19 protein-coding genes and 1 riboswitch are annotated in these 18,066 nt (G+C 62.9%); of the genes, 17 read left to right on the top strand and 2 right to left on the bottom strand.

Features of this window, described 5'->3' with window-relative positions; all coding sequences use genetic code 11:
* Positions 1–4 precede the first annotated feature (4 nt).
* From BLU67_RS07235 to BLU67_RS07195, 9 genes are all read left to right on the top strand, one after another.
* Positions 5–625, top strand: coding sequence for an HAD family hydrolase (locus tag BLU67_RS07235; protein ID WP_176780736.1), 621 nt, complete (start codon positions 5–7; stop codon positions 623–625).
* Positions 622–1,551, top strand: a complete 930-nt coding sequence (gene fmt, locus BLU67_RS07230) for a methionyl-tRNA formyltransferase (RefSeq protein WP_092564326.1) — start codon at positions 622–624, stop codon at positions 1,549–1,551. The genes BLU67_RS07235 and fmt overlap by 4 nt, the downstream gene beginning before the upstream one ends.
* Positions 1,548–2,903, top strand: coding sequence for an RsmB/NOP family class I SAM-dependent RNA methyltransferase (locus tag BLU67_RS07225; RefSeq protein ID WP_261977064.1), 1,356 nt, complete (start codon positions 1,548–1,550; stop codon positions 2,901–2,903). Before fmt ends, BLU67_RS07225 begins: the two co-directional genes overlap by 4 nt.
* A 9-nt stretch (positions 2,904–2,912) precedes the next feature.
* Entirely contained in the window at positions 2,913–3,581 is a 669-nt protein-coding gene (gene rpe, locus BLU67_RS07220) for a ribulose-phosphate 3-epimerase (protein WP_092564324.1), read from the top strand.
* 13 nt (positions 3,582–3,594) lie between these two features.
* Positions 3,595–3,718: riboswitch (FMN riboswitch) on the top strand.
* Between the two features lie 9 nt (positions 3,719–3,727).
* Positions 3,728–4,561: an ABC transporter permease gene (locus tag BLU67_RS07215; protein ID WP_222842421.1), complete on the top strand. Its 834-nt coding sequence runs from the start codon at positions 3,728–3,730 to the stop codon at positions 4,559–4,561.
* The gene (locus BLU67_RS07210; protein ID WP_143027368.1) at positions 4,558–5,616 is read left to right on the top strand and encodes an ABC transporter substrate-binding protein; all 1,059 of its coding nucleotides are present in this window, start codon (positions 4,558–4,560) and stop codon (positions 5,614–5,616) included. Before BLU67_RS07215 ends, BLU67_RS07210 begins: the two co-directional genes overlap by 4 nt.
* A gap of 10 nt (positions 5,617–5,626) precedes the next feature.
* The gene (locus BLU67_RS07205; protein ID WP_092564318.1) at positions 5,627–5,890 is read left to right on the top strand and encodes a phosphoribosyl-ATP diphosphatase; all 264 of its coding nucleotides are present in this window, start codon (positions 5,627–5,629) and stop codon (positions 5,888–5,890) included.
* On the top strand, positions 5,890–6,735 hold the full coding sequence (gene hisG, locus BLU67_RS07200; RefSeq protein WP_092564315.1) for an ATP phosphoribosyltransferase: 846 nt from the start codon (positions 5,890–5,892) through the stop codon (positions 6,733–6,735). The genes BLU67_RS07205 and hisG overlap by 1 nt, the downstream gene beginning before the upstream one ends.
* On the top strand, positions 6,732–7,181 hold the full coding sequence (locus tag BLU67_RS07195) for a PH domain-containing protein (protein ID WP_092564312.1): 450 nt from the start codon (positions 6,732–6,734) through the stop codon (positions 7,179–7,181). Before hisG ends, BLU67_RS07195 begins: the two co-directional genes overlap by 4 nt.
* Here BLU67_RS07195 and BLU67_RS07190 read toward each other — a convergent pair.
* Positions 7,165–8,226 (bottom strand): DUF3866 family protein, encoded by a 1,062-nt coding sequence (locus BLU67_RS07190; RefSeq protein WP_176780735.1) that lies wholly within the window; start codon positions 8,224–8,226, stop codon positions 7,165–7,167. The genes BLU67_RS07195 and BLU67_RS07190 overlap by 17 nt on opposite strands.
* Before the next feature lie 63 nt (positions 8,227–8,289).
* Between BLU67_RS07190 and BLU67_RS07185 the strand changes: the two genes are divergently transcribed.
* The 8 genes from BLU67_RS07185 to BLU67_RS07150 all read left to right on the top strand — a co-directional run bounded on the left by BLU67_RS07185 (position 8,290) and on the right by BLU67_RS07150 (position 17,635).
* A complete protein-coding gene (locus tag BLU67_RS07185) occupies positions 8,290–9,243 on the top strand; it encodes a helix-turn-helix transcriptional regulator (protein ID WP_176780734.1) in 954 nt (317 codons plus the stop codon).
* Positions 9,233–10,153 (top strand): helix-turn-helix transcriptional regulator, encoded by a 921-nt coding sequence (locus BLU67_RS07180; RefSeq protein ID WP_092564303.1) that lies wholly within the window; start codon positions 9,233–9,235, stop codon positions 10,151–10,153. Before BLU67_RS07185 ends, BLU67_RS07180 begins: the two co-directional genes overlap by 11 nt.
* 333 nt (positions 10,154–10,486) lie before the next feature.
* A complete protein-coding gene (gene tatA, locus BLU67_RS07175) occupies positions 10,487–10,885 on the top strand; it encodes a Sec-independent protein translocase subunit TatA (RefSeq protein WP_092564300.1) in 399 nt (132 codons plus the stop codon).
* 41 nt (positions 10,886–10,926) lie between these two features.
* Entirely contained in the window at positions 10,927–11,718 is a 792-nt protein-coding gene (gene tatC / locus BLU67_RS07170) for a twin-arginine translocase subunit TatC (RefSeq protein ID WP_092564298.1), read from the top strand.
* Positions 11,708–12,628, top strand: a complete 921-nt coding sequence (locus BLU67_RS07165) for a diacylglycerol/lipid kinase family protein (RefSeq protein ID WP_176780733.1) — start codon at positions 11,708–11,710, stop codon at positions 12,626–12,628. Before tatC ends, BLU67_RS07165 begins: the two co-directional genes overlap by 11 nt.
* A complete protein-coding gene (locus BLU67_RS07160) occupies positions 12,621–15,314 on the top strand; it encodes a DEAD/DEAH box helicase (RefSeq protein WP_092564292.1) in 2,694 nt (897 codons plus the stop codon). Before BLU67_RS07165 ends, BLU67_RS07160 begins: the two co-directional genes overlap by 8 nt.
* A gap of 34 nt (positions 15,315–15,348) precedes the next feature.
* A complete protein-coding gene (gene lnt, locus BLU67_RS07155) occupies positions 15,349–16,920 on the top strand; it encodes an apolipoprotein N-acyltransferase (RefSeq protein WP_092564289.1) in 1,572 nt (523 codons plus the stop codon).
* A complete protein-coding gene (locus BLU67_RS07150) occupies positions 16,889–17,635 on the top strand; it encodes a polyprenol monophosphomannose synthase (RefSeq protein WP_092564286.1) in 747 nt (248 codons plus the stop codon). The genes lnt and BLU67_RS07150 overlap by 32 nt, the downstream gene beginning before the upstream one ends.
* A gap of 51 nt (positions 17,636–17,686) precedes the next feature.
* Here the strand turns inward: BLU67_RS07150 and BLU67_RS07145 are convergent, their stop codons facing one another.
* A complete protein-coding gene (locus BLU67_RS07145) occupies positions 17,687–18,040 on the bottom strand; it encodes an RNA polymerase-binding protein RbpA (protein WP_092564283.1) in 354 nt (117 codons plus the stop codon).
* Between the last annotated feature and the right edge of the window lie 26 nt (positions 18,041–18,066).

Below are 18,066 nucleotides of genomic sequence, written 5' to 3'. Positions count from 1 at the left end.
AATCGTGACACCATCTCTTTCGACACTGATTTTCGATCTGGGGAATGTCGTCGTGAGGTGGGAGCCCCACGCCGCCCTGCCCGAAGAGCTTTCCGAACGCGACGTCGACGACTTTTTTGCTCGCACCGATTTCTTTACCAAAAATGCGGATCACGATGCCGGCAAGCCATTTGGCGACTGGATTTCTGAGCTCGAGAGTAGCGACAATCCTGAGGATGCGAAGATCCTTAAGCACTATGTCGAGAACTTCCGGGCATGTCTGACCGGACTCATCCCGGGGACCCATGAACTCCTCCACGACCTGAAGAATGCCGGGATTCGCCTATTCGGCCTGACAAACTGGTCCGCCGAGACCTTCCATCACGCGGAGGCGGCGGTTCCGTCCTTCGAGTTTTTCGACGACATCTTAGTCTCCGGCGCCGAGGGGATGGCCAAACCGGATCCACGGATCTTTGAGCTCGCGTTATCTCGGTGGGATCTCACACCGGAACTGACGGGATTCGTTGATGACAGCATTGCTAACGTCGAAGCCGCGGAATCAGTGGGTCTCACCGCTCACCACTTCACCAGCGCAAAGGATGCCCGCAGCTGGGCGCGAGATATGACGAGGTCCGCAAACGTATGAGACTGCTGTTTGCAGGAACCCCCCAGCCCGCAGTAACTTCGCTGACCCGACTTGCCACTGACCACGAGGTCGTGGGAGTGCTCACGATGCCTGATGCTCGCGGCAAGCGCGGTAAAACCCTCCACCCATCACCGGTAGCACTTGCCGCACAGGACCTGGATATCCCGGTCTATAAGACTGCGAGCCTAAAAGAGCCGGAAACCCAGGCCTGGATCGCCAGTCATGAAGCCGATGCCGTCGCCGTCGTTGCCTACGGCGCTCTCGTACCTGCCTCGGCCTTCGACCTGACGCGCTACGGGTGGATTAACCTCCATTTTTCGCTCCTTCCCGCATACCGCGGAGCGGCACCGGTGCAGCGCATGATCGAAGACGGCGCGGCCCCCTTTGGTGTGACGGTTTTTCAGATCGATGCTGGCCTCGATACGGGTCCAATCTTCCGTCGCGAGTCGATCGAGCTTTCCGACAGAGTCACCTCCGGACAGGCGCTCACAGAACTGGCCGAGCAAGGGACGGTTATTCTCTCGCAAACCCTCACCGCCATCGAAGAAGACCACCTCAGCGCCGTTGCGCAGGATGAGGACGGCATCTCGCATGCCCCGCAACTGACGCCCGCGCAAGGCCAGGTCAACTGGCAGCTCCCAGCAGCGCAGATCGACCGTCATATCCGCGCCTTCACGCCCGATCCTGGTGCCTGGACTCGAACGAGCGACGGTACGCGAATCAAGATCCTCGCCGCGCGAGAGGATACGAGGCAGGCCGGAACGGAACCCGGCACCTTCGAAGAAATTGGCGGGGATGTCATTGTGGCGACGGGAGCCGGTTCGATCCTGCTAGAGGAGATTGCGCCGGCCGGCAAGAAAGCCATGCCTGCCAGCGCATGGCTACGCGGATGGCGCGGAGAGAAGAGTTTTGAGGTAACCGAGTGAACCTGACCGATTCCCGCAGGGTTGCCATAGATACCTTGCTCGCCATCGATCTCGACGGCGCATACGCGAACCTCAAACTCCCGGAGATACTGCGCGAAGCCCGGCTATCGCCACGCGACGCGGCCTTCGCAACCGAACTGGTCTACGGCACGAGCCGCCTGACCGGACGATACGACGCGATCTTCCGGATGATCACGAACAGCCGCTCCATGGGTGACCTCGACGCCCCGATTCGGGCAATCCTGCGCATGGCCGCACACGACATGCTGGCACTCAAGACGTCTCCGCATGCCGCAGTTTCGCAAGCGGTCGACGCGGCACGCGAGTATTGCGGGCCCAAACCGACGGGCTTCGTCAATGGCGTCTTGCGAACGCTGTCGCGGCGCGAGCTTTCCGAGTGGAAGACGGACGTGTTGGCCGAGCGAGATGGGTTAGCCCACTGGTATTCCCACCCGGCCTGGCTCGTGCGGGAACTGTCGGCAGCGCTCGCAGCCCACGGCGAAGACCCGGGAGAGATCGCTCGCCTTCTCGTCGCGAACAACAATCCGCCGCAGGTCGATCTCGCCGTCAAAATCGGTGACCGCGACGCTCTCATTCACCATCTTCCCGTGCCGCTGGAAAAGACGCCGTATTCACCCATCGGGCTTCGCATGGAGCGCGGAAACCCCGGCCGCATCAGAGAGGTGAGGGCCGGCAAGATCGCCGTCCAGGACGAGGGCAGCCAACTCATGGCACTGCTCGCAGCACGCACCCCGATCGACGGACCCGATGAGAAGTGGCTCGATATGTGTGCGGGACCCGGTGGCAAAGCCGGCGTCCTCGCCGCCGAAGCCGCCCATCGCGGCGCGGACCTCGTTGCTAACGAAGTATCGCCCCACCGCACGGAACTCGTGCGCGGGGCGCTCGCTCCCTTCCCCGACGTCACCATTCGCACGGGGGACGGCCGCGAAATCGGTGCCGCTGAACCCGAAAGTTACGACCGTATCCTGCTTGATGCCCCGTGCACGGGGGTGGGCTCGCTGCGGCGTCGCCCCGAAGCACGCTGGCGGAAGCGCCCCTCCGACGTTCCCGACCTCACGGCCCTGCAGCGTGACCTGCTCGCATCGGCCGCTGCCGCACTGCGGCCGGGAGGGATCCTCACGTACGTCACGTGCTCGCCGCTCGTGGCCGAGACGCTGACCCAAGTGCGGCACGCGACCAAAGCACTCGGTCTAAAGCAACTGTCGGCGCCAGACTTGCTGCGCGAGGCCATCGGAACCGACATTGACCTTCCTGAAGGTGCGCAATCCGTGCAATTGTGGCCGCACCGTCACGGTGTCGACGCCATGTTTGGGGCAGTTTTTACCAAGTAGGCTAGGAATATGAGCGTCACGATTTCTCCTTCGATCCTTAACTGCGACATCCTCGACCTGCGGGGTGAGCTAGAGAAGATTTCGAATGCCGACTTCGCCCACGTCGACGTGATGGACAACCACTTTGTCCCGAACCTGACGTGGGGGCTACCCGTTGTGGAGCAGATTGTCGCCGCAAACATTCTGCCGGTCGATGCCCACCTCATGATTGCGGACGCGGATCGCTGGGCGCCTGCGTATGCGGAAGCCGGATGCGCATCGGTCACCTTCCACGTCGAGGCCGCCGCTGCCCCGATCCGATTGGCGCGGGAGATTCGCAATCAGGGGGCGCGGGTCGGAATGGCGCTCAAGCCAACGACGAGCATCGAACCCTTCGAAGAAATTCTGGACGAAGTCGACATGATCCTCATCATGACGGTCGAACCTGGCTTCGGGGGACAGCCCTTCCTTTCCTCGATGCTCCCCAAGATCCGGCGCACCCGCGAGGCCGCCAAACGCCGCGGGATCGACCTCGCCATCCAGGTCGACGGGGGAGTATCCCAGCAGACAATCGAACAGTGCGCGGATGCTGGTGCCGACGTTTTTGTCGCCGGTTCAGCCGTCTTCAAGGCCGAGGATGCCGCCGCCGAAGTTGAGACCCTACGGACACTTGCCGCCTCAGTCTGTGAGCACTGCTAGAGTAGGGGCGGAAAACGAGCTTCGGGGTCAGTGAAACTCTGAGCCGGCGGTGATAGTCCGCGACCCGCACACCTCGTGCGGTTGAACCGGTGAAAGTCCGGTACCGACGGTTAAAGTCCGGATGGGAGAAGCTGCGTGAACCGTGCGTGATACGCGAGCCTTACGCCTCGCAGCGCACGGATGCCGCGCGCACCCCCGAAGCCGGGGAAGGACGCATGGCTTATGTGCGGCGCCGCATCTTGCGGCCCATCACCTTCATCGCGCCCGCGCTGTTCTTCCTCCTCGTCGTGATCGCCTGGCAGATAGCTTCCGGGTTTATCAACCCTTTCCTCCTGCCAGCTCCGCTCGATGTTGCTCGACGCGTCGTTAGCGATCTTGCCTCCGGCCAGCTCACGCCCTACATTGTGCAGACCTTATCGGCCGCGCTCAGTGGCGCTGCCCTCGGTGCTGCGGCCGGTATTCCACTCGGCTACCTCATCGCAGTCTCGCGGGTTGTTCGCCGCTCGATCTCTCCGTGGGTCGCGGCCTCGCAGGCCATCCCGGCCATCGCGCTTGCTCCGCTGCTCGTCATGTGGGTCGGTTATGGCATGACTCCGATCATCTTGCTGTGTGCCCTCATGGTGTTCTTCCCGATCGTGCTCACCACGCACCTGGGGGTGCGAGACATCGACCGCGACATTATTGATGCAGCCCGACTCGATGGCGCATCCGGCTGGCGAATGGTGCGTTACTTGAAAGCCCCGCTCGCAGCCCCAGCCATCCTCACCGGACTCAAAGGCGGGCTCACCCTGTCAATCACCGGCGCAGTCGTCGGAGAGTTCGTGATGGGCGGTAAAGGCCTCGGCCTGCTCCTGACCGTCTACCGGGACTCCGCCGACACTGAGGGACTGTTTGCCGTCCTCATCGTGCTGTGTACCCTCGCCGCCATTCTTTACGCCCTAATTGCCGCTATCGAACACAAGATCCGAGGTCTGTGGTGAAACGACGCTTCCTAGCCTTGATGGTCATCCTGCTGGCGCTGCTGGCCGGGTGTACCACCCCGACGAGTACTGAGCCGCGAGCAGGCGACTCGGCGATTCCCGCTTCGCCACGTTCGACTGAAACGGATAGCTCTGCCTCAAGCGATGATCTGACTCCGCTGACAATCGGACTCACCTACATTCCCGATATTCAGTTCGCGCCGTTCTACCTCGCCGACAAGCGCGGGTACTTCACAGATGAAGGCTTGGCGGTCACCCTGCGGCATCATGGCGCTGGCGAGTCTCTGTTTGGAGCGCTTGCAGCCGGTGACGAGGACGTCGTGAATGCTGGCGCGGATGAGATGCTCCAAGCCCGCTCGCAGGGCATTCGAGTCACAACCTTCGCTCAGATGTACCAGACCTACCCAGCTGTCCTCATTACTCCGAAAGCCTCTGATATCTCCTCCCTGGCTGAATTGAAAGGTAAGCGCGTGGGAGTACCGGGCCCGTTCGGCGAAAGCTGGTTTGCTCTACTCGCGATGATCGAGGAAGCAGGACTGACGCAAGACGACCTCACCATTGAGTTCATCGGTTACACCATCCAAGCCGCGCTCATGACCGAAAAAGTCGATGCCGTGATCGGGTTCTCGAACTCCGATGTCATCAACTTCGAAGCGGCAGGGATGGAAGTTAAGACCTTTTCCATTGCCAATAACCCGCTGAAATCAATCGCCTTAGGCGCGCTGGAAACGACGGTCGATAAGCAGCCTGACGTGCTGAATAAACTCAATTCTGCGCTGTCCAAAGCCATGCGCGACATCATGGAGGATCCAGCCTCGGCGGTCTCCGACTCGGTTGACTACCTGCCCAAGGTCACCGGAGCGAACAAGATCATGCTGGCTGAGCAGGTGCTGACGGCCACGGCAAAACTCTACGGCGATGACCCCCTAGCCCTCGATCCGGCAGCATGGCCCGAGATGGCTGAGTTCCTGCGCAGCAATGGTCTTTTGCAGGGTGAGGTAGACGCCACTGCCGCCGTACGAGATGTCAGCGATTCAGCGAAAAAGAACGACTAGACTCGCAATCGTGAAAACCTTCGACACCCTCTTTAGTGAACTGACCGAAAAACTCGCGAGCGGCGACCCTGAGTCGCATACCGTACAGCGCGTGGGAGACGGAGTTCATTCGATCGGTAAGAAGATCGTCGAAGAAGCTGCGGAAGTCTGGATGGCTGCCGAACACGAGGGACGGGAAGCAGCCGCCGAGGAAATCTCCCAGCTGCTCTACCATCTCCAAACCCTCATGCTCGCACTCGATCTCGATCTGAAAGACGTCTACCGGTACCTGTAATGCTGCGCATCGCCCTACCCAATAAGGGATCTCTGTCCGAACCCGCCATCCGCCTCATGAGCGAGGCCGGATACCGTCAACGCCGCGATACGAAAGAACTCGTGTGCCGCGATCACGATAACGACGTCGAGTTCTTCTACCTGCGCCCCCGCGATATCGCGGTATACGTGGGGGAGGGGACCGTCGACGTCGGCATCACGGGACGCGACCTGCTGCTCGATTCGGCAGCGGCCGCGCGCGAACATCGTGCGCTCGGTTTTGCTCGCTCAACCTTCCGCTTTGCTGCCCCCGCAGGCTCTGCCTCACGCCTTGAAGATATTGACGGCAAACGCGTGGCCACGAGCTATGACGTCCTCGTCGGTAACTACCTTTCCGAGCGGGGGATTGACGCGAGCGTCGTCCACCTCGATGGCGCCGTTGAAACCTCGGTCGACCTCGGTGTTGCCGATGTTGTCGCCGACGTCGTGGAAACCGGATCGACACTGCGGGCCGCGGGCCTGGAAGTCTTCGGCGACCCAATCCTGACCTCCGAAGCGGTACTCATTACGCCTAAGGAACGCGACCACCACGCCGAGCTGGATGTCGTCGATCGCCGCGTCAAGGGTGTGCTGCTCGCACGCCAGTACGTCCTCATGGACTACGACGTGCCCGCCGACAAGATCGACCAGGCCGCGCAAATTACGCCCGGCCTAGAATCGCCGACAATCTCGCCCCTGCACGACGGGACGTGGGTCGCGGTTCGCTCGATGGTGCCACGCCGCGATACCAACCGCATCATGGATCAGCTCTATGCCGTCGGTGCGAAGGCGATTCTCGTGACCTCCATCGAAGCCTGTCGACTGTGAAACCACCACGCGATCCCTACCGGACGTTTCGGCCCACGCGAGGCCCGATCGTCGCGCTGGCGGTGGGCTTCGCGTGTCTCATCGGCTTCATCGCCCTCCTCGTGACCGTCGGGTCCTCTCCCAACTGGCTCCTCATCGACAAGCTGCTATCGGGCGCCTTCCTAGCAGTCGGGCTGTTCTTGCTCTGGCGCCAGGCAAGCGTACGAGCCCAGCCGGATGACGAAGGACTCACCGTACGTAATTTCATACGGACAACCCGACTGTCCTGGGCGCAAATCATCTCCGTGCGATTTGGGCAGGGCCGCCCCTGGGCCGTCCTCGACCTCGCGAACGGTACCGAGCTAGCCGTGATGGCGATTCAGCGGGCCGATGGCGACGCTGCGATGAGCGAAGCGCGGCGCCTTGCGACCCTCATCGAAGAACACGACGTCACCGGCTCCGACTGACCTGGGCCGCCCACATGCCGGCCGCTCCGGCGCACATGAACGACAGCGGGTCCTGCGACAGGTCTCGCCCCATCGTCCGCAGCTGGACGGGACAGTCAGCGAGCGCGTCATATAGGCCGGCAGCTTCCACCGGAACGACCTCATGCCGCTCAGCCAACTGCTGCACATCCGCTTGCAGCGAGGCATAGGCCCGCCCATAGTCCGCACCGCGATCCTCGACGGACGGAATCGGTACCTCGACGCGAATCGGGGTGGCCCGCCCCAGCACCGTCAGGGTGTGGTGTGAGAGGCCAAAATGCCGCGGACGCTTGTCCGCAGAGGAGGCACGCACCGCGGCGATGGGCCGGCCGCCCACCAGGGCGGCCTGCTGCAGATGCCAGGCCGTATCAAGCCCCGAAAAGCCGTACGTCGACCCCGTCCCGACATTCCCCGGCCCTTGCGCCACGATGACGATATCCGCGCCCAGCACGCGGCGGGCCGCTATGATCCCGTTGGCCACAGTCGTGGCCTCCACGTCCCCGCCGACGCTCTGCCCACACGTCACGCTGCCAACGAGCATCGACCGCTCCCGCATCAGTGCCAGCGAGATCGACAGCGCCGCCGGCAGGGCGGCGCCATCGGTCATGACGTAAGCAACTGAGAGATCCGGGTCAACAAGATGGGCCCCACAACTGATCGCTGGCACCGCCGAATGCAGATCAGCGACGACGACGGGAACGCACTGCAGGTCAGCCGGGTCCACAAATTCATCATGATGCGGCGAATCTTGCTCCTCGACGGCCTGCACCATGAGCTGCTGAGGCAGATACCGCCCCTTGACGATGTGGCCATCGATGGGCGCCGGATCGTCGGGCAGTTCGTCGGCTGGTGCGACGATGAAGGCGACCCCGCCCGTGCCAAGCCCCCGCTGCAGCGCCGAAACGTTCAGGAGCACACGCTGGCCGAGCTCGAGCTCGCCGACAATATCGCGGTACGCGAGCGCCTGAATCTTCTTGCCGTCTACCTCAACGACAAACCTGTCGGTGCCGGCCCACTGCCGCGACACGCCCGTAATCATCCCTAACCGCCAATGCATCACAGCTTCAATCTACTTGTTACGGTGGAGCTTGTGACATCCGGTCAATCCATCCCCGCCGTCGAGCGCCTCGTCAGCCTCACGGCAGCCTTGCTGCACCGCCGCATGACGAAGGAAGAAATCCTCACCCAGGTCGGCGGCTATACCGGCGACCGCAGCTACGCCACAGCCTCGCGCATGTTCGAACGCGACAAGGCGCTACTGCGCGAAACCGGCGTCCCCCTCGTCTCGCGAGCCGATGCCGCCGACGGCCAAACGATCCGCTACTGGGTCGACGAGACGCAGTGGTCCACCTCCACGATTCGCCCGACGCCGATCCAGATCGCGCTTTTGTCCCTAGCCCTGGAGGCGCTGGCACCCAAGGGCCGCCACCTGCCCGGCCGGGCCCTGACGAAGCTGCGCGCGCTATCACCCATGAGCATCGTTGAAGCCGACGTCGCCCTGACGACGAGCCTGGACCTGACCGACCCCGAGGACGCCTTCGATACACTGGCGGACGCCATTGCCGCGAAGCAAGAAGTGAGCTTCGATTATCTGTCCGCACGCGGCGAGATTCACACCCGCAACGTCCAGCCCTGGCGGTTGGTTCGCGACGCCGGATCCTGGTACCTCGTGGGCCACGACACCGACCGCGGCGAGCGCCGAGCCTTCAAACTCGCGCGCTTGCAGACCGAGCCCGTCACCACCACAGCACCCGAGGCCTACGAGATCCCGGCACAGGTGGATACCCGCATCTCAATCGGCCACCGTGAGGCGATCACCGCGCGCTTGCGGGTCGCGCCAGGCGCGGCAATGTTGCTGCGTCGTCACGGCACACTCGTGGGCCACGAGGGCGACGATGACGTCATCGAGGTCACCTCCGACCACCTCCTTCAACTCGCGCAGGACGTCGCCTCCTATGGCGGCGACGTGCTGCCCGTGAGCCCGCCAGAACTCGTTTCGGGCGTGCGGGAGCTATGGGAAACGGCGGCGCGCTATGCGAGCTGAATACACGCGTGACCACTTTCCGCGCCTGCTCGGCCTGCTGACCTACCTCGCCGAGACCGGCGGTGCACACATCGATGAGCTCGCCTTCCACTTCGGTGTCAGCCCCGATCGCATCCGCGAGGACCTCAACACCCTGTGGGTCGCAGGCCTGCCGGGGGAGAGCCCCGAGGACCTGATCGATTTCGCCTTCGATGACGAGGACACCTACGTCGCGCTGCGCGAAGGGCTCGGACTCGACCGCCCACTGCGCCTGACCCCACGCGAGTCCATCTCCGTCCTCCTCGCGTTGCGTGCCATCGAAGGCGAGGTGACCGGCCCCTTACTGCGCGAGGAGCTCACCTCCCTCATCGCCAGCCTGGAAGCCCAACTGCCGGCGACGACGCCAAGCCGACAGCCCGACCCGAGCCTAGAGGCACTGCGCGCCGCCGCCCGCGGCCGCGAGGTCGTGACCTTTACTTACGTCTCGGCAACGGATGAAACCTCCCAGCGCACCATTGACCCGCTTCGGATCGAAGAACGCAGCGCCGGCTGGTTCCTCATCGGCTATTGCCACGATTCGGGCGGCATCCGCACCTTCCGCATCGATCGCATCAGCAACGTGCAGCTCTCGGATGCGTCCTGGTGTGCGCCGCAAGACGCCCTGGCCGGACACGCCGATATCCCGGAGATGACGAGCGTCCAACTCGTAACCGAACCAGCGCTGAACTGGCTCGCGGAAAAGTTCTCGGCGCGCGATATGACCCGACGTTCCGATGGGCGCATCGAATTCACGATCGAGTTTTACTCCAAGGAACGCATGGTGCGGACCTTGCTATCGGTGGCCGATCGGATCGAATCGATCTCACCGCCCGAAGCGGCGGCGCTCGTCGCGGATCGGGCCCAGCAGGCATTGTCGCGGTTGGAGGCGTGATGCCTGGTTTTGGCTGGGTGTTCCTGATCCTCGCTGCCCTCGTGGCGATCGCGGCGTGTCTCGTGATTCTCGCCCGTTCGGCGCTGCGGTCGGCGCGTCGCAGCGGCCTCGCACTGGCCCAGCTGCGTATGAATTCGCCCAAGCTCGACGCTCCTGTCGCGCATGCCACAGCAGTATTACCCGATGGTCCTAGAAACGCGCGGAAAGCCAAACTCGCAGTGAGCGATGCGCGCGCCCAACGCCGCAGTCAGAGATTTGTCCGCACGCTAAAGCGCTGGGAAGCGTTAGGCTTAGTCCATATCGATAGACGCCATCGAGCGTAAGGAGACGCCCATGCTTGGAAATTTAAGGCCCACAGAAATTCTTATCATCCTGTTGGTCATCGTCGTGATCTTTGGTGCCGCAAAGCTGCCGAACATTGCGGCGAACCTCGGTAAGTCGATGAAGGTCTTTAAGAAGGAAGTAAAGGAGCTTCGCGAAGACGATAACGAAAAGCCGGCTGATCCCTACGAAGCCACCGGTGGCGTCCGTGTCGACCCGCAGCAGTACACGCCGCCCCAGCAGCAGTATCCGCAGCAGGCCCAGCAGTATCCGCAGCAGCAGCCACAGCAGGGCCCCGGGGTGACGCCTCCGGGAGGATATCCGCCCAACGGCGTTGATCCCCAGCCCGGCGCAACGCCTCCCAACCAGCAGCAGCGACGCGACGTCGATCCGAACGCGCCCCTGACCTAGTCTTCTAACTCAACGCTGCGCCCAAGGAGGACGCAGAATCGATGCGCCAGAAATCGCCCGACGGCCGGATGCCGCTGTTCGACCACCTGAAGGAAGCGCGCCAGCGCATCCTGAAGGCGGTTCTCGGCATGGTCCTCGCGGCTATCGGCGGCTGGTTTCTGTATCACCCGACGATCGAGGTGCTCTCGCGCCCATTGAAGCAGGTCGCGGCCGCCGAAGGGCGGCTCGCCGAGCTGAACTTCGGCACCGTTATCTCTGGTTTCGATATGCAGATGCGGGTCGCGCTCTACCTGGGTTTCTTCCTGTCCTCGCCCTGGTGGATCTACCAGATTTGGGCGTTTATCGCCCCGGGACTGACTAGGAAGGAAAAGCGCTACACGTTGGCATTCGCCGCGGCCGCCGTCCCCCTGATGAGCGCGGGCGCACTCCTCGCGTGGTGGGTGCTGCCGCAAGCCGTGCAGATTATGCTGTCCTTCGTGCCGGAGGACTCGGCGAGCCTCATGGACGCGAAGCTGTACTTCACGTTCTGTTTGCGTTTGATCGCGGTCCTCTCACTATCCTTCCTGCTGCCGCTCATCATGGTCGGCGTGAACATGGTCGGGCTCGTCACCGGCCGCACCTACTTGTCATGGTGGAAATGGGCGCTCGTCGGCATCCTCATTTTCGCCGCCCTGGCCTCACCGCTAGGCGACCCATGGTCCCTCATGCTACTGGCCACCCCCATCTACCTGCTCTACTTGTTGGCGTGTGGGATCTCCGTACTGGTCGATCGTCGACGCAAGAAGAAACTCGCGGAGCGCGATGCGAAGATCGATGCCGGGCTTGGAATCTGACGCACCTCTCCTCCTCGTAGCGAATCCGGCCTCGGGATCCGGAAAAGCACCGGCGCTGCTCCGCGAGGTAGCAAACGCCCTGCGCTCGGATGCCCCCATCGAAACGATTTGTCACCGATCACTGGCCGAAACCCATCGCGATCTCGCGGTGCATTGCCCGCGTGCACGGGCCGTCGTCGCGATCGGAGGCGACGGACTCATCCATTGCATCGCGCAACACCTCACCGGTAGCCAGACACCGCTTGGCATCGTGCCCGCCGGCTCGGGTAATGACATCGCCCGAGCCCTGGGGATCGCCGCAAAGCCCCGCCCGGCAATTCAGGAGCTGCGCCAGGCCATGACTTGGCCCGAGCGCAGCCGCACGATCGATGTGTTAGAGGTGCGAGGCGCGGACTTTTCCGCCTACGTCCTCGCCGTGCTCTCGCTCGGGCTCGACGCCAAGGTCAACTATCGCGCCGTCCACTCCACGAGCGGCTGGGGGAGCCTGCGGTACGTGGCGGCCCTCGTAGCAGAGCTTAAGAACCTCACTGCGGATGACTACACCATCCGCATCGATAACGGTGTTCCACGCGAGTTTTCCGGCCTCCTCGCGGCGATTGCGAACCTGGGTTACATTGGCTCAGGTATGCACATTGCACCCATGGCCGATGCGCACGACTCGATCGCCGAACTCATCACGGTCTCGGGGGTCTCACGCACGACGCTCGCAAAAGTCTTCCCGCGGATCTATCGCGGCAGCCATATGGACCATCCCGCGGTCGCGCACGCGCGCGGACGCCGCTTCGAGATCGACAGCCCCTCGGACATTGTGGTTCACGGGGACGGCGAAGCGCTCGGACACATGCCCGTGACTGTCAGCGTTCTGCCGCAGGCGCTGACGATTTTCGCGGCTAAGGAGAATCATGACTGACCAGAGCTACGACGACGTTGAGCTCTCGCCCGCCGAACGCTACGCCGCCTCACGCAAACGTGCAGAATTCGATCGGAGCGCGGTCGCGGCCTATCAGCGCACGCTGAGCTTCGAGCTTGATGATTTTCAGAAAGAAGCCTGCCAAGCGGTGGAAGACGGCAAGGGCGTCCTCGTGGCGGCGCCGACGGGAGCCGGCAAAACCGTCGTGGGGGAGTTCGCCGCCTACCAGGCGATCCACGAGGGCGTGCGCCTCATGTACACGACCCCCATCAAGGCACTGTCGAACCAGAAGTACAACGATTTCGCAAAAGTGTGGGGCGCCGAGAACGTCGGCATCCTCACGGGGGATGTCTCCATTAACGGCGACGCCCCGATCGTCGTCATGACGACGGAAGTCCTGCGCAATATGCTCTACCAGGATTCGCGCGATCTAGCCGACGTCCGCTTCGTCGTGATGGACGAGGTGCATTACCTCGCCGACCGCTTCCGCGGCCCGGTGTGGGAAGAATGCATGATCCTGCTGCCCGAACGAGTCCAGGTTATCTCGCTGTCGGCGACGGTGTCCAACGCCGAGGAATTTGGGGCCTGGCTGAGCGAACTGCGCGGACACACCGAGGTCATCGTCTCTGAGCACCGGCCGGTTCCACTGACTCAGCACATCATGGTCGGCCGGCGCATGTTCGACCTGACCCATCCACGCGATCCGCTGAAGGTCAACCCGGAGGTCTACCAGGCCATTGGTGGCGGTGCGGGCCGGGGACGCCAACCCCGTCGCCGGCCGCGCACTTCCCGCCTCGACGTCGTCGCAACCCTAGAAGAAGCCGGTCTGCTGCCGGCGATTGTCTTCGTCTTTTCGCGTGCCGGCTGCCAACAGGCGGTCGAAGAACTGTTGGCTGCCGGAGTTGTCCTGACGACGCGCCGCGAGGCCGACGTCATTGGGGAGATCGTCGAACGCACGTGCATGGACCTGTCCGCCGAGGATCGCGCCGCAGTCGGCTACGAGACGTTCTACCACGCCGCGACCCGCGGCATTGCGGCGCACCACGCCGGGTTGTTGCCGATCTTTAAAGAATGCGTCGAGCAGTTGTTCGTCGCGGGCCTCATTCGGGTCGTCTACGCGACCGAGACCCTCGCGCTCGGCATCAACATGCCGGCACGCTCGGTCGTCATCGAAGGCCTCATCAAGTGGGACGGCTCGGACCACGTCATGCTCACCCCGGGCCAGTACACCCAGCTCACGGGCCGCGCCGGCCGGCGCGGGATCGATATTGAGGGCCACGCCATCGTCGTCTACGACCCGCGCATCAACGTCGACGCGATTGTTGGCCTCGCATCCAAACGCACCTACCCGCTGAACTCGGCATTCCGACCCACCTATTCGATGGCCGTCAACCTGCTGAGCTGGCTCACCGTCGCCCAGGCCGAGGGGATTTTGGAATCGAGCTTCGCCCAGTTCCAGGTCGATAGGTCGGTGGGCGGACTGGCCAGGCGGATCCGTAAGGAACGCCAGGCACTGCAAGGCTATGAGAAAGCCCTCGACTGCGATTGCGCCTTCGTCGACTACCTGACGCTGCGTGACAGGATCTCGGCGCTGGAGAAGTCGACGCGCAAGAAGAACCGGGCGCTGCACAAGCAGCTCGCCCTGGATAACCTCGCCGTCGGCGACGCCATCGAGTATCGGTTCGCTCGCCGCACTCACCGCGCCGTCGTCGTCGATACTCGGCACTCCGGAGCCCAGGGCACCGTACTGACACTCGTCGACAGCACCGGCAAGTTGCGCACGATGACGGGCCACGACTTCTTGCAGGTCCCGACGACGATCGGGTTTCTCGGTTCGGCCTCCGGGTCGTGGAAGACCCCGAAGGTTCGCAAACAGCTCGCCGCCAAGCTGGGAAAGATCTCTACGCGCAAGGGGGAGGCGATCGTTGCCAAGCCCCGCGATGAAGAGGTTGAGGACGAGCTCGCCGCACTGCGGGCGGTGCTGACCTCGCATCGCGCCCACCACTGCCCGAGGCGCAGCGATCACGAGCGGTGGGCCGCCCGCTGGCGCGATGTGCGCAAATCGTTGCGGGCAAACGAAACCAAGCTCGCAGAAAAGACCGAGGGACTCGGCATCGCCTTTCGGCGGATTTGCGCCTACCTCATCGAGTTGGGATATCTCGACGAAGACTTCAGCCTGACCGCCAAGGGCGACATGCTGCGGCAAGTGACCGCCGAAACCGATCTGCTCATCACCGAGATTCTCAGCCGCGGCGTACTCGATGAGCTCTCCGCCGTCGACCTTGCCGCCGCCGCGACGATGTTCGTCTTCGTCTCACGCGGCGAGGACGTGCGCGATCCGCTGCACCTGAAGGGGGATCTTGGTCGGGCGATCGACCAGATCCGATACGTCTCCGAGGATCTGCGTCAGGGCGAGGAACGGCATCGGATTGCGCCCATGCGGGTCGTCGACGACGGCCTCGTCACGGCCATGCGTGACTGGGCACGCGGCCTGCATCTGAATCGGGCGCTGCAAACCTCCGGCATCACGGCGGGCGATTTCGTGCGGTGGACCAAGCAGACCGCGGACGTGCTCGACCACATCGTCGCGGCCGCTCGAGCAGCCGGCAATGAGGACCTCGCCGAGCGGGGCAAGGCGGCACGAGACCTCATCTACCGCGGCATCGTGGCGTGGTCGACCATCTGATCGACGCTGGCGCTCGATCCATTAGCATGGGGGAGTGCCTGCCCGATGTGGATTCCTTGCCCGAGTGATCCTCGCGGCTCTTGCGGGCGGCGTTCTTAATCTCGCTTTCCTGCCGTTGCAGTGGTGGTGGGCCGCGATCCTCGCGATCGGCGTGCTACACCTGACGTTCGCGCACCAGAAGGCGGGCCGATTCTTCCTGCTCGGCACGATCTTCGGACTGGCGTTTTTCTTCCCCCTGCTGTGGTGGTCGACGATCTCGGTCGGCAACTACATTCCCTGGCTCGCGCTAAGTTCAGCTCAAGCGCTGATCCTTGGATTGTATGGTTTGCTGCGCAGTTGGGCGATCCGAGGCGGCTGGTTCACGCTTGGATATTCTGGCGTGATTGATGCGCTCGGGTCCGCGGTGCTGTTTGTCGCGCTCGAGGCCGTTCGCTCCAGAGCTCCCTTTGGTGGATTCGCTTGGGGTCTGCTCGGCTACTCGCAGATCGAGGGCCCGCTGTCGCGCCTTGCCGCCTATGGCGGGACGACGCTCGTCGGCTTCGTTGTCGTTGTCGCAGGAGTCTTGCTCGCACGGACAATCGACGTGGCGGGGGAGCGAGGCAACGTGTTCCTCTGGCGCGGGATTCAGATTGCCGCGGTGGCGCTGCTGCCGCTGCTGGCCTCGCTCGCGCCGTTATCGAGCCGGGCGGAGCAGGGGCACATGACGGTCGGACTCGTGCAGGGTAATGTGCCACGGCCGCCGCTTGCGACGTTTGCCGAGCAGGCTCGCAAGGTCACGGACAATCACCGGGACGAAACACTGCGGATGCTGGAGCAACACGACGATATCGATCTCATCGTCTGGCCCGAGTCGGCAGCGGACCTCGATCCACGGGTCGATGCGCACGCCGCGAGGAGCGTGACACAGGCCGTTCAGGCGGCCGGCGTACCCATCATGGTCGGAACGCAGGAGTTTTTTGAACACTCGCGCGTCAACCAGCACGTCGTATTTGTCCCCGAGGGTGAGTCGATCGCGGTTCATTCGAGTTACACCAAGCAGCATCCGGTTCCGTTCGGCGAGTACATTCCGTATCGAGATTTCTTTGCCAAGATCAGCTCAGATGTCGAAAAGGTTCAGGTCGATATGGTTGCCGGTGATAAGCCGGGAATCCTCGACGTGCCAATCGGCGATCGGGTAGTGCGGCTCGGGGACGCAATCTGTTTTGAGATATCGGTAGAAGATATCGTGCGCGAATCGGTGGAACTGGGGGCCAAGGTTCTCATCGTGCCGACGAACAACGCCTCCTTCGGGGATTCTCAGGAAGCGGCCCAGCAAACCGCGATTACTCGCTTTCGAGCCATCGAGCACGGTCGCAGCGCAGTGCAGGCCTCGACCGTCGGTATTAGCGCGATCATCGATCCGCGCGGTCGAGTCATTGACTCGACTGAGCTTTGGACTGCGCATCATCTCGTCGCCAAGATTCCGCTGCGGGAGTCCCTCACGGTCGCGGACCGGTTGGGGATTGCTCCGGTTCTAGCTTCCGGGGCTCTCGCACTAGGCTGGGTGCTATCCGGCATCATTTCAGGAGGCATGCGTGCGCGCCGTCGTCATCATTCCGACATATAACGAAAAAGAGAACCTGCCGGTCATCGTTCCGCAGGTTCTGGAGCTAACGGACGTCGATATCCTCGTCGTCGATGATGATTCGCCCGACGGCACGGGAGACATTGCAGACGCATTAGCGGCCGAGCACCCGCGAGTGCACGTCATGCATCGAACGGAGAAGGGCGGACTCGGCAGGGCGTATGTTGCCGGGTTTGGTTGGGCGCTTGCGCGCGAGTACACCCACATTGTGGAGATGGATGCCGATCTGTCGCATCGGCCCGTTGACTTGCCGCGGCTGCTGCGGCGGGCTTCGCGGCCGGATGCGCCGGATCTCGTCATTGGGTCTCGCTGGGTTGCCGGTGGCGGGATTGAGAACTGGCCCATGCATCGGCTGCTGCTATCACGCGGCTCCAACTTTTACGTCCGAGTCCTGACGGGTTTGAAGGTCAAGGATGCTACGGCAGGTTTCCGCGTGTATCGGCGCGAGATCCTCCAAGCCATTGACCTCAGCACCGTGGAGTCGCAGGGATACTCCTTCCAAGTCGATATGACGCTGCGAGTCGATGATGCCGGCGGTCGGATTATTGAGGTTCCGATTCTGTTTGTGGAGCGCACCCTTGGAGCTTCGAAAATGGATGGTCCAATCATTAAAGAATCGGCCCTACGCACGGCGTCGTGGGGGATTGAACGCCGCTCTCGCCAGATCGCTGCGCTGCGGAAAAAGCTCCAGCGATAAAAAGACGCCGGTACCTGATAAACAGGTACCGGCTGACTTCTTGGTGGCCAGTTATGCCGAACGGCGGCGCAGTTTTCCTGCCCGCAACAGCTCCAGGCGCTCATCGAGCAGTACCTGAAGGTCATCCATCGTGCGGCGCTCCAGCAGCATGTCCCAGTGGGTGCGCTGGGGCTTGACCGGCTTTGTCGGTTCGGGGCGCTCGTGCTCCCGTAGAACAGCTTCCTTGCCACACTGGCATTCCCACACCAGGGGGACTTCAGCTTCTGCAAACATGGTCACCTCAGTGACGTGACCACAGTCCTCACAGTCGTAGTGGACGGTAATTCGGTCGGCGAATTCGACGCCAGCATCGCTTTCCATGCTTCGGGAACCGAGGCTCATTCCGCGTAGTGCGCGCTCTGCCATACTCTCTCCCTTCCAAGCCTTCGTTG

Origin of the sequence: Bowdeniella nasicola, assembly GCF_900107735.1 — a bacterium.
Taxonomy (GTDB): domain Bacteria; phylum Actinomycetota; class Actinomycetes; order Actinomycetales; family Actinomycetaceae; genus Bowdeniella; species Bowdeniella massiliensis.
Note: the sequence above shows the minus strand (reverse complement) of the source record. Positions and strands in the feature narration are given on the sequence as shown.

Coding starts and splice junctions, on each gene's coding strand:
- fmt (WP_092564326.1), top strand. CDS start 622: ATGAGACTGCTGTTTGCAGGAACCCCCCAGCCCGCAGTAACTTCGCTG.
- rpe (WP_092564324.1), top strand. CDS start 2,913: ATGAGCGTCACGATTTCTCCTTCGATCCTTAACTGCGACATCCTCGAC.
- hisG (WP_092564315.1), top strand. CDS start 5,890: ATGCTGCGCATCGCCCTACCCAATAAGGGATCTCTGTCCGAACCCGCC.
- BLU67_RS07180 (WP_092564303.1), top strand. CDS start 9,233: ATGCGAGCTGAATACACGCGTGACCACTTTCCGCGCCTGCTCGGCCTG.
- tatA (WP_092564300.1), top strand. CDS start 10,487: ATGCTTGGAAATTTAAGGCCCACAGAAATTCTTATCATCCTGTTGGTC.
- tatC (WP_092564298.1), top strand. CDS start 10,927: ATGCGCCAGAAATCGCCCGACGGCCGGATGCCGCTGTTCGACCACCTG.
- BLU67_RS07160 (WP_092564292.1), top strand. CDS start 12,621: ATGACTGACCAGAGCTACGACGACGTTGAGCTCTCGCCCGCCGAACGC.
- BLU67_RS07145 (WP_092564283.1), bottom strand. CDS start 18,040: ATGGCAGAGCGCGCACTACGCGGAATGAGCCTCGGTTCCCGAAGCATG.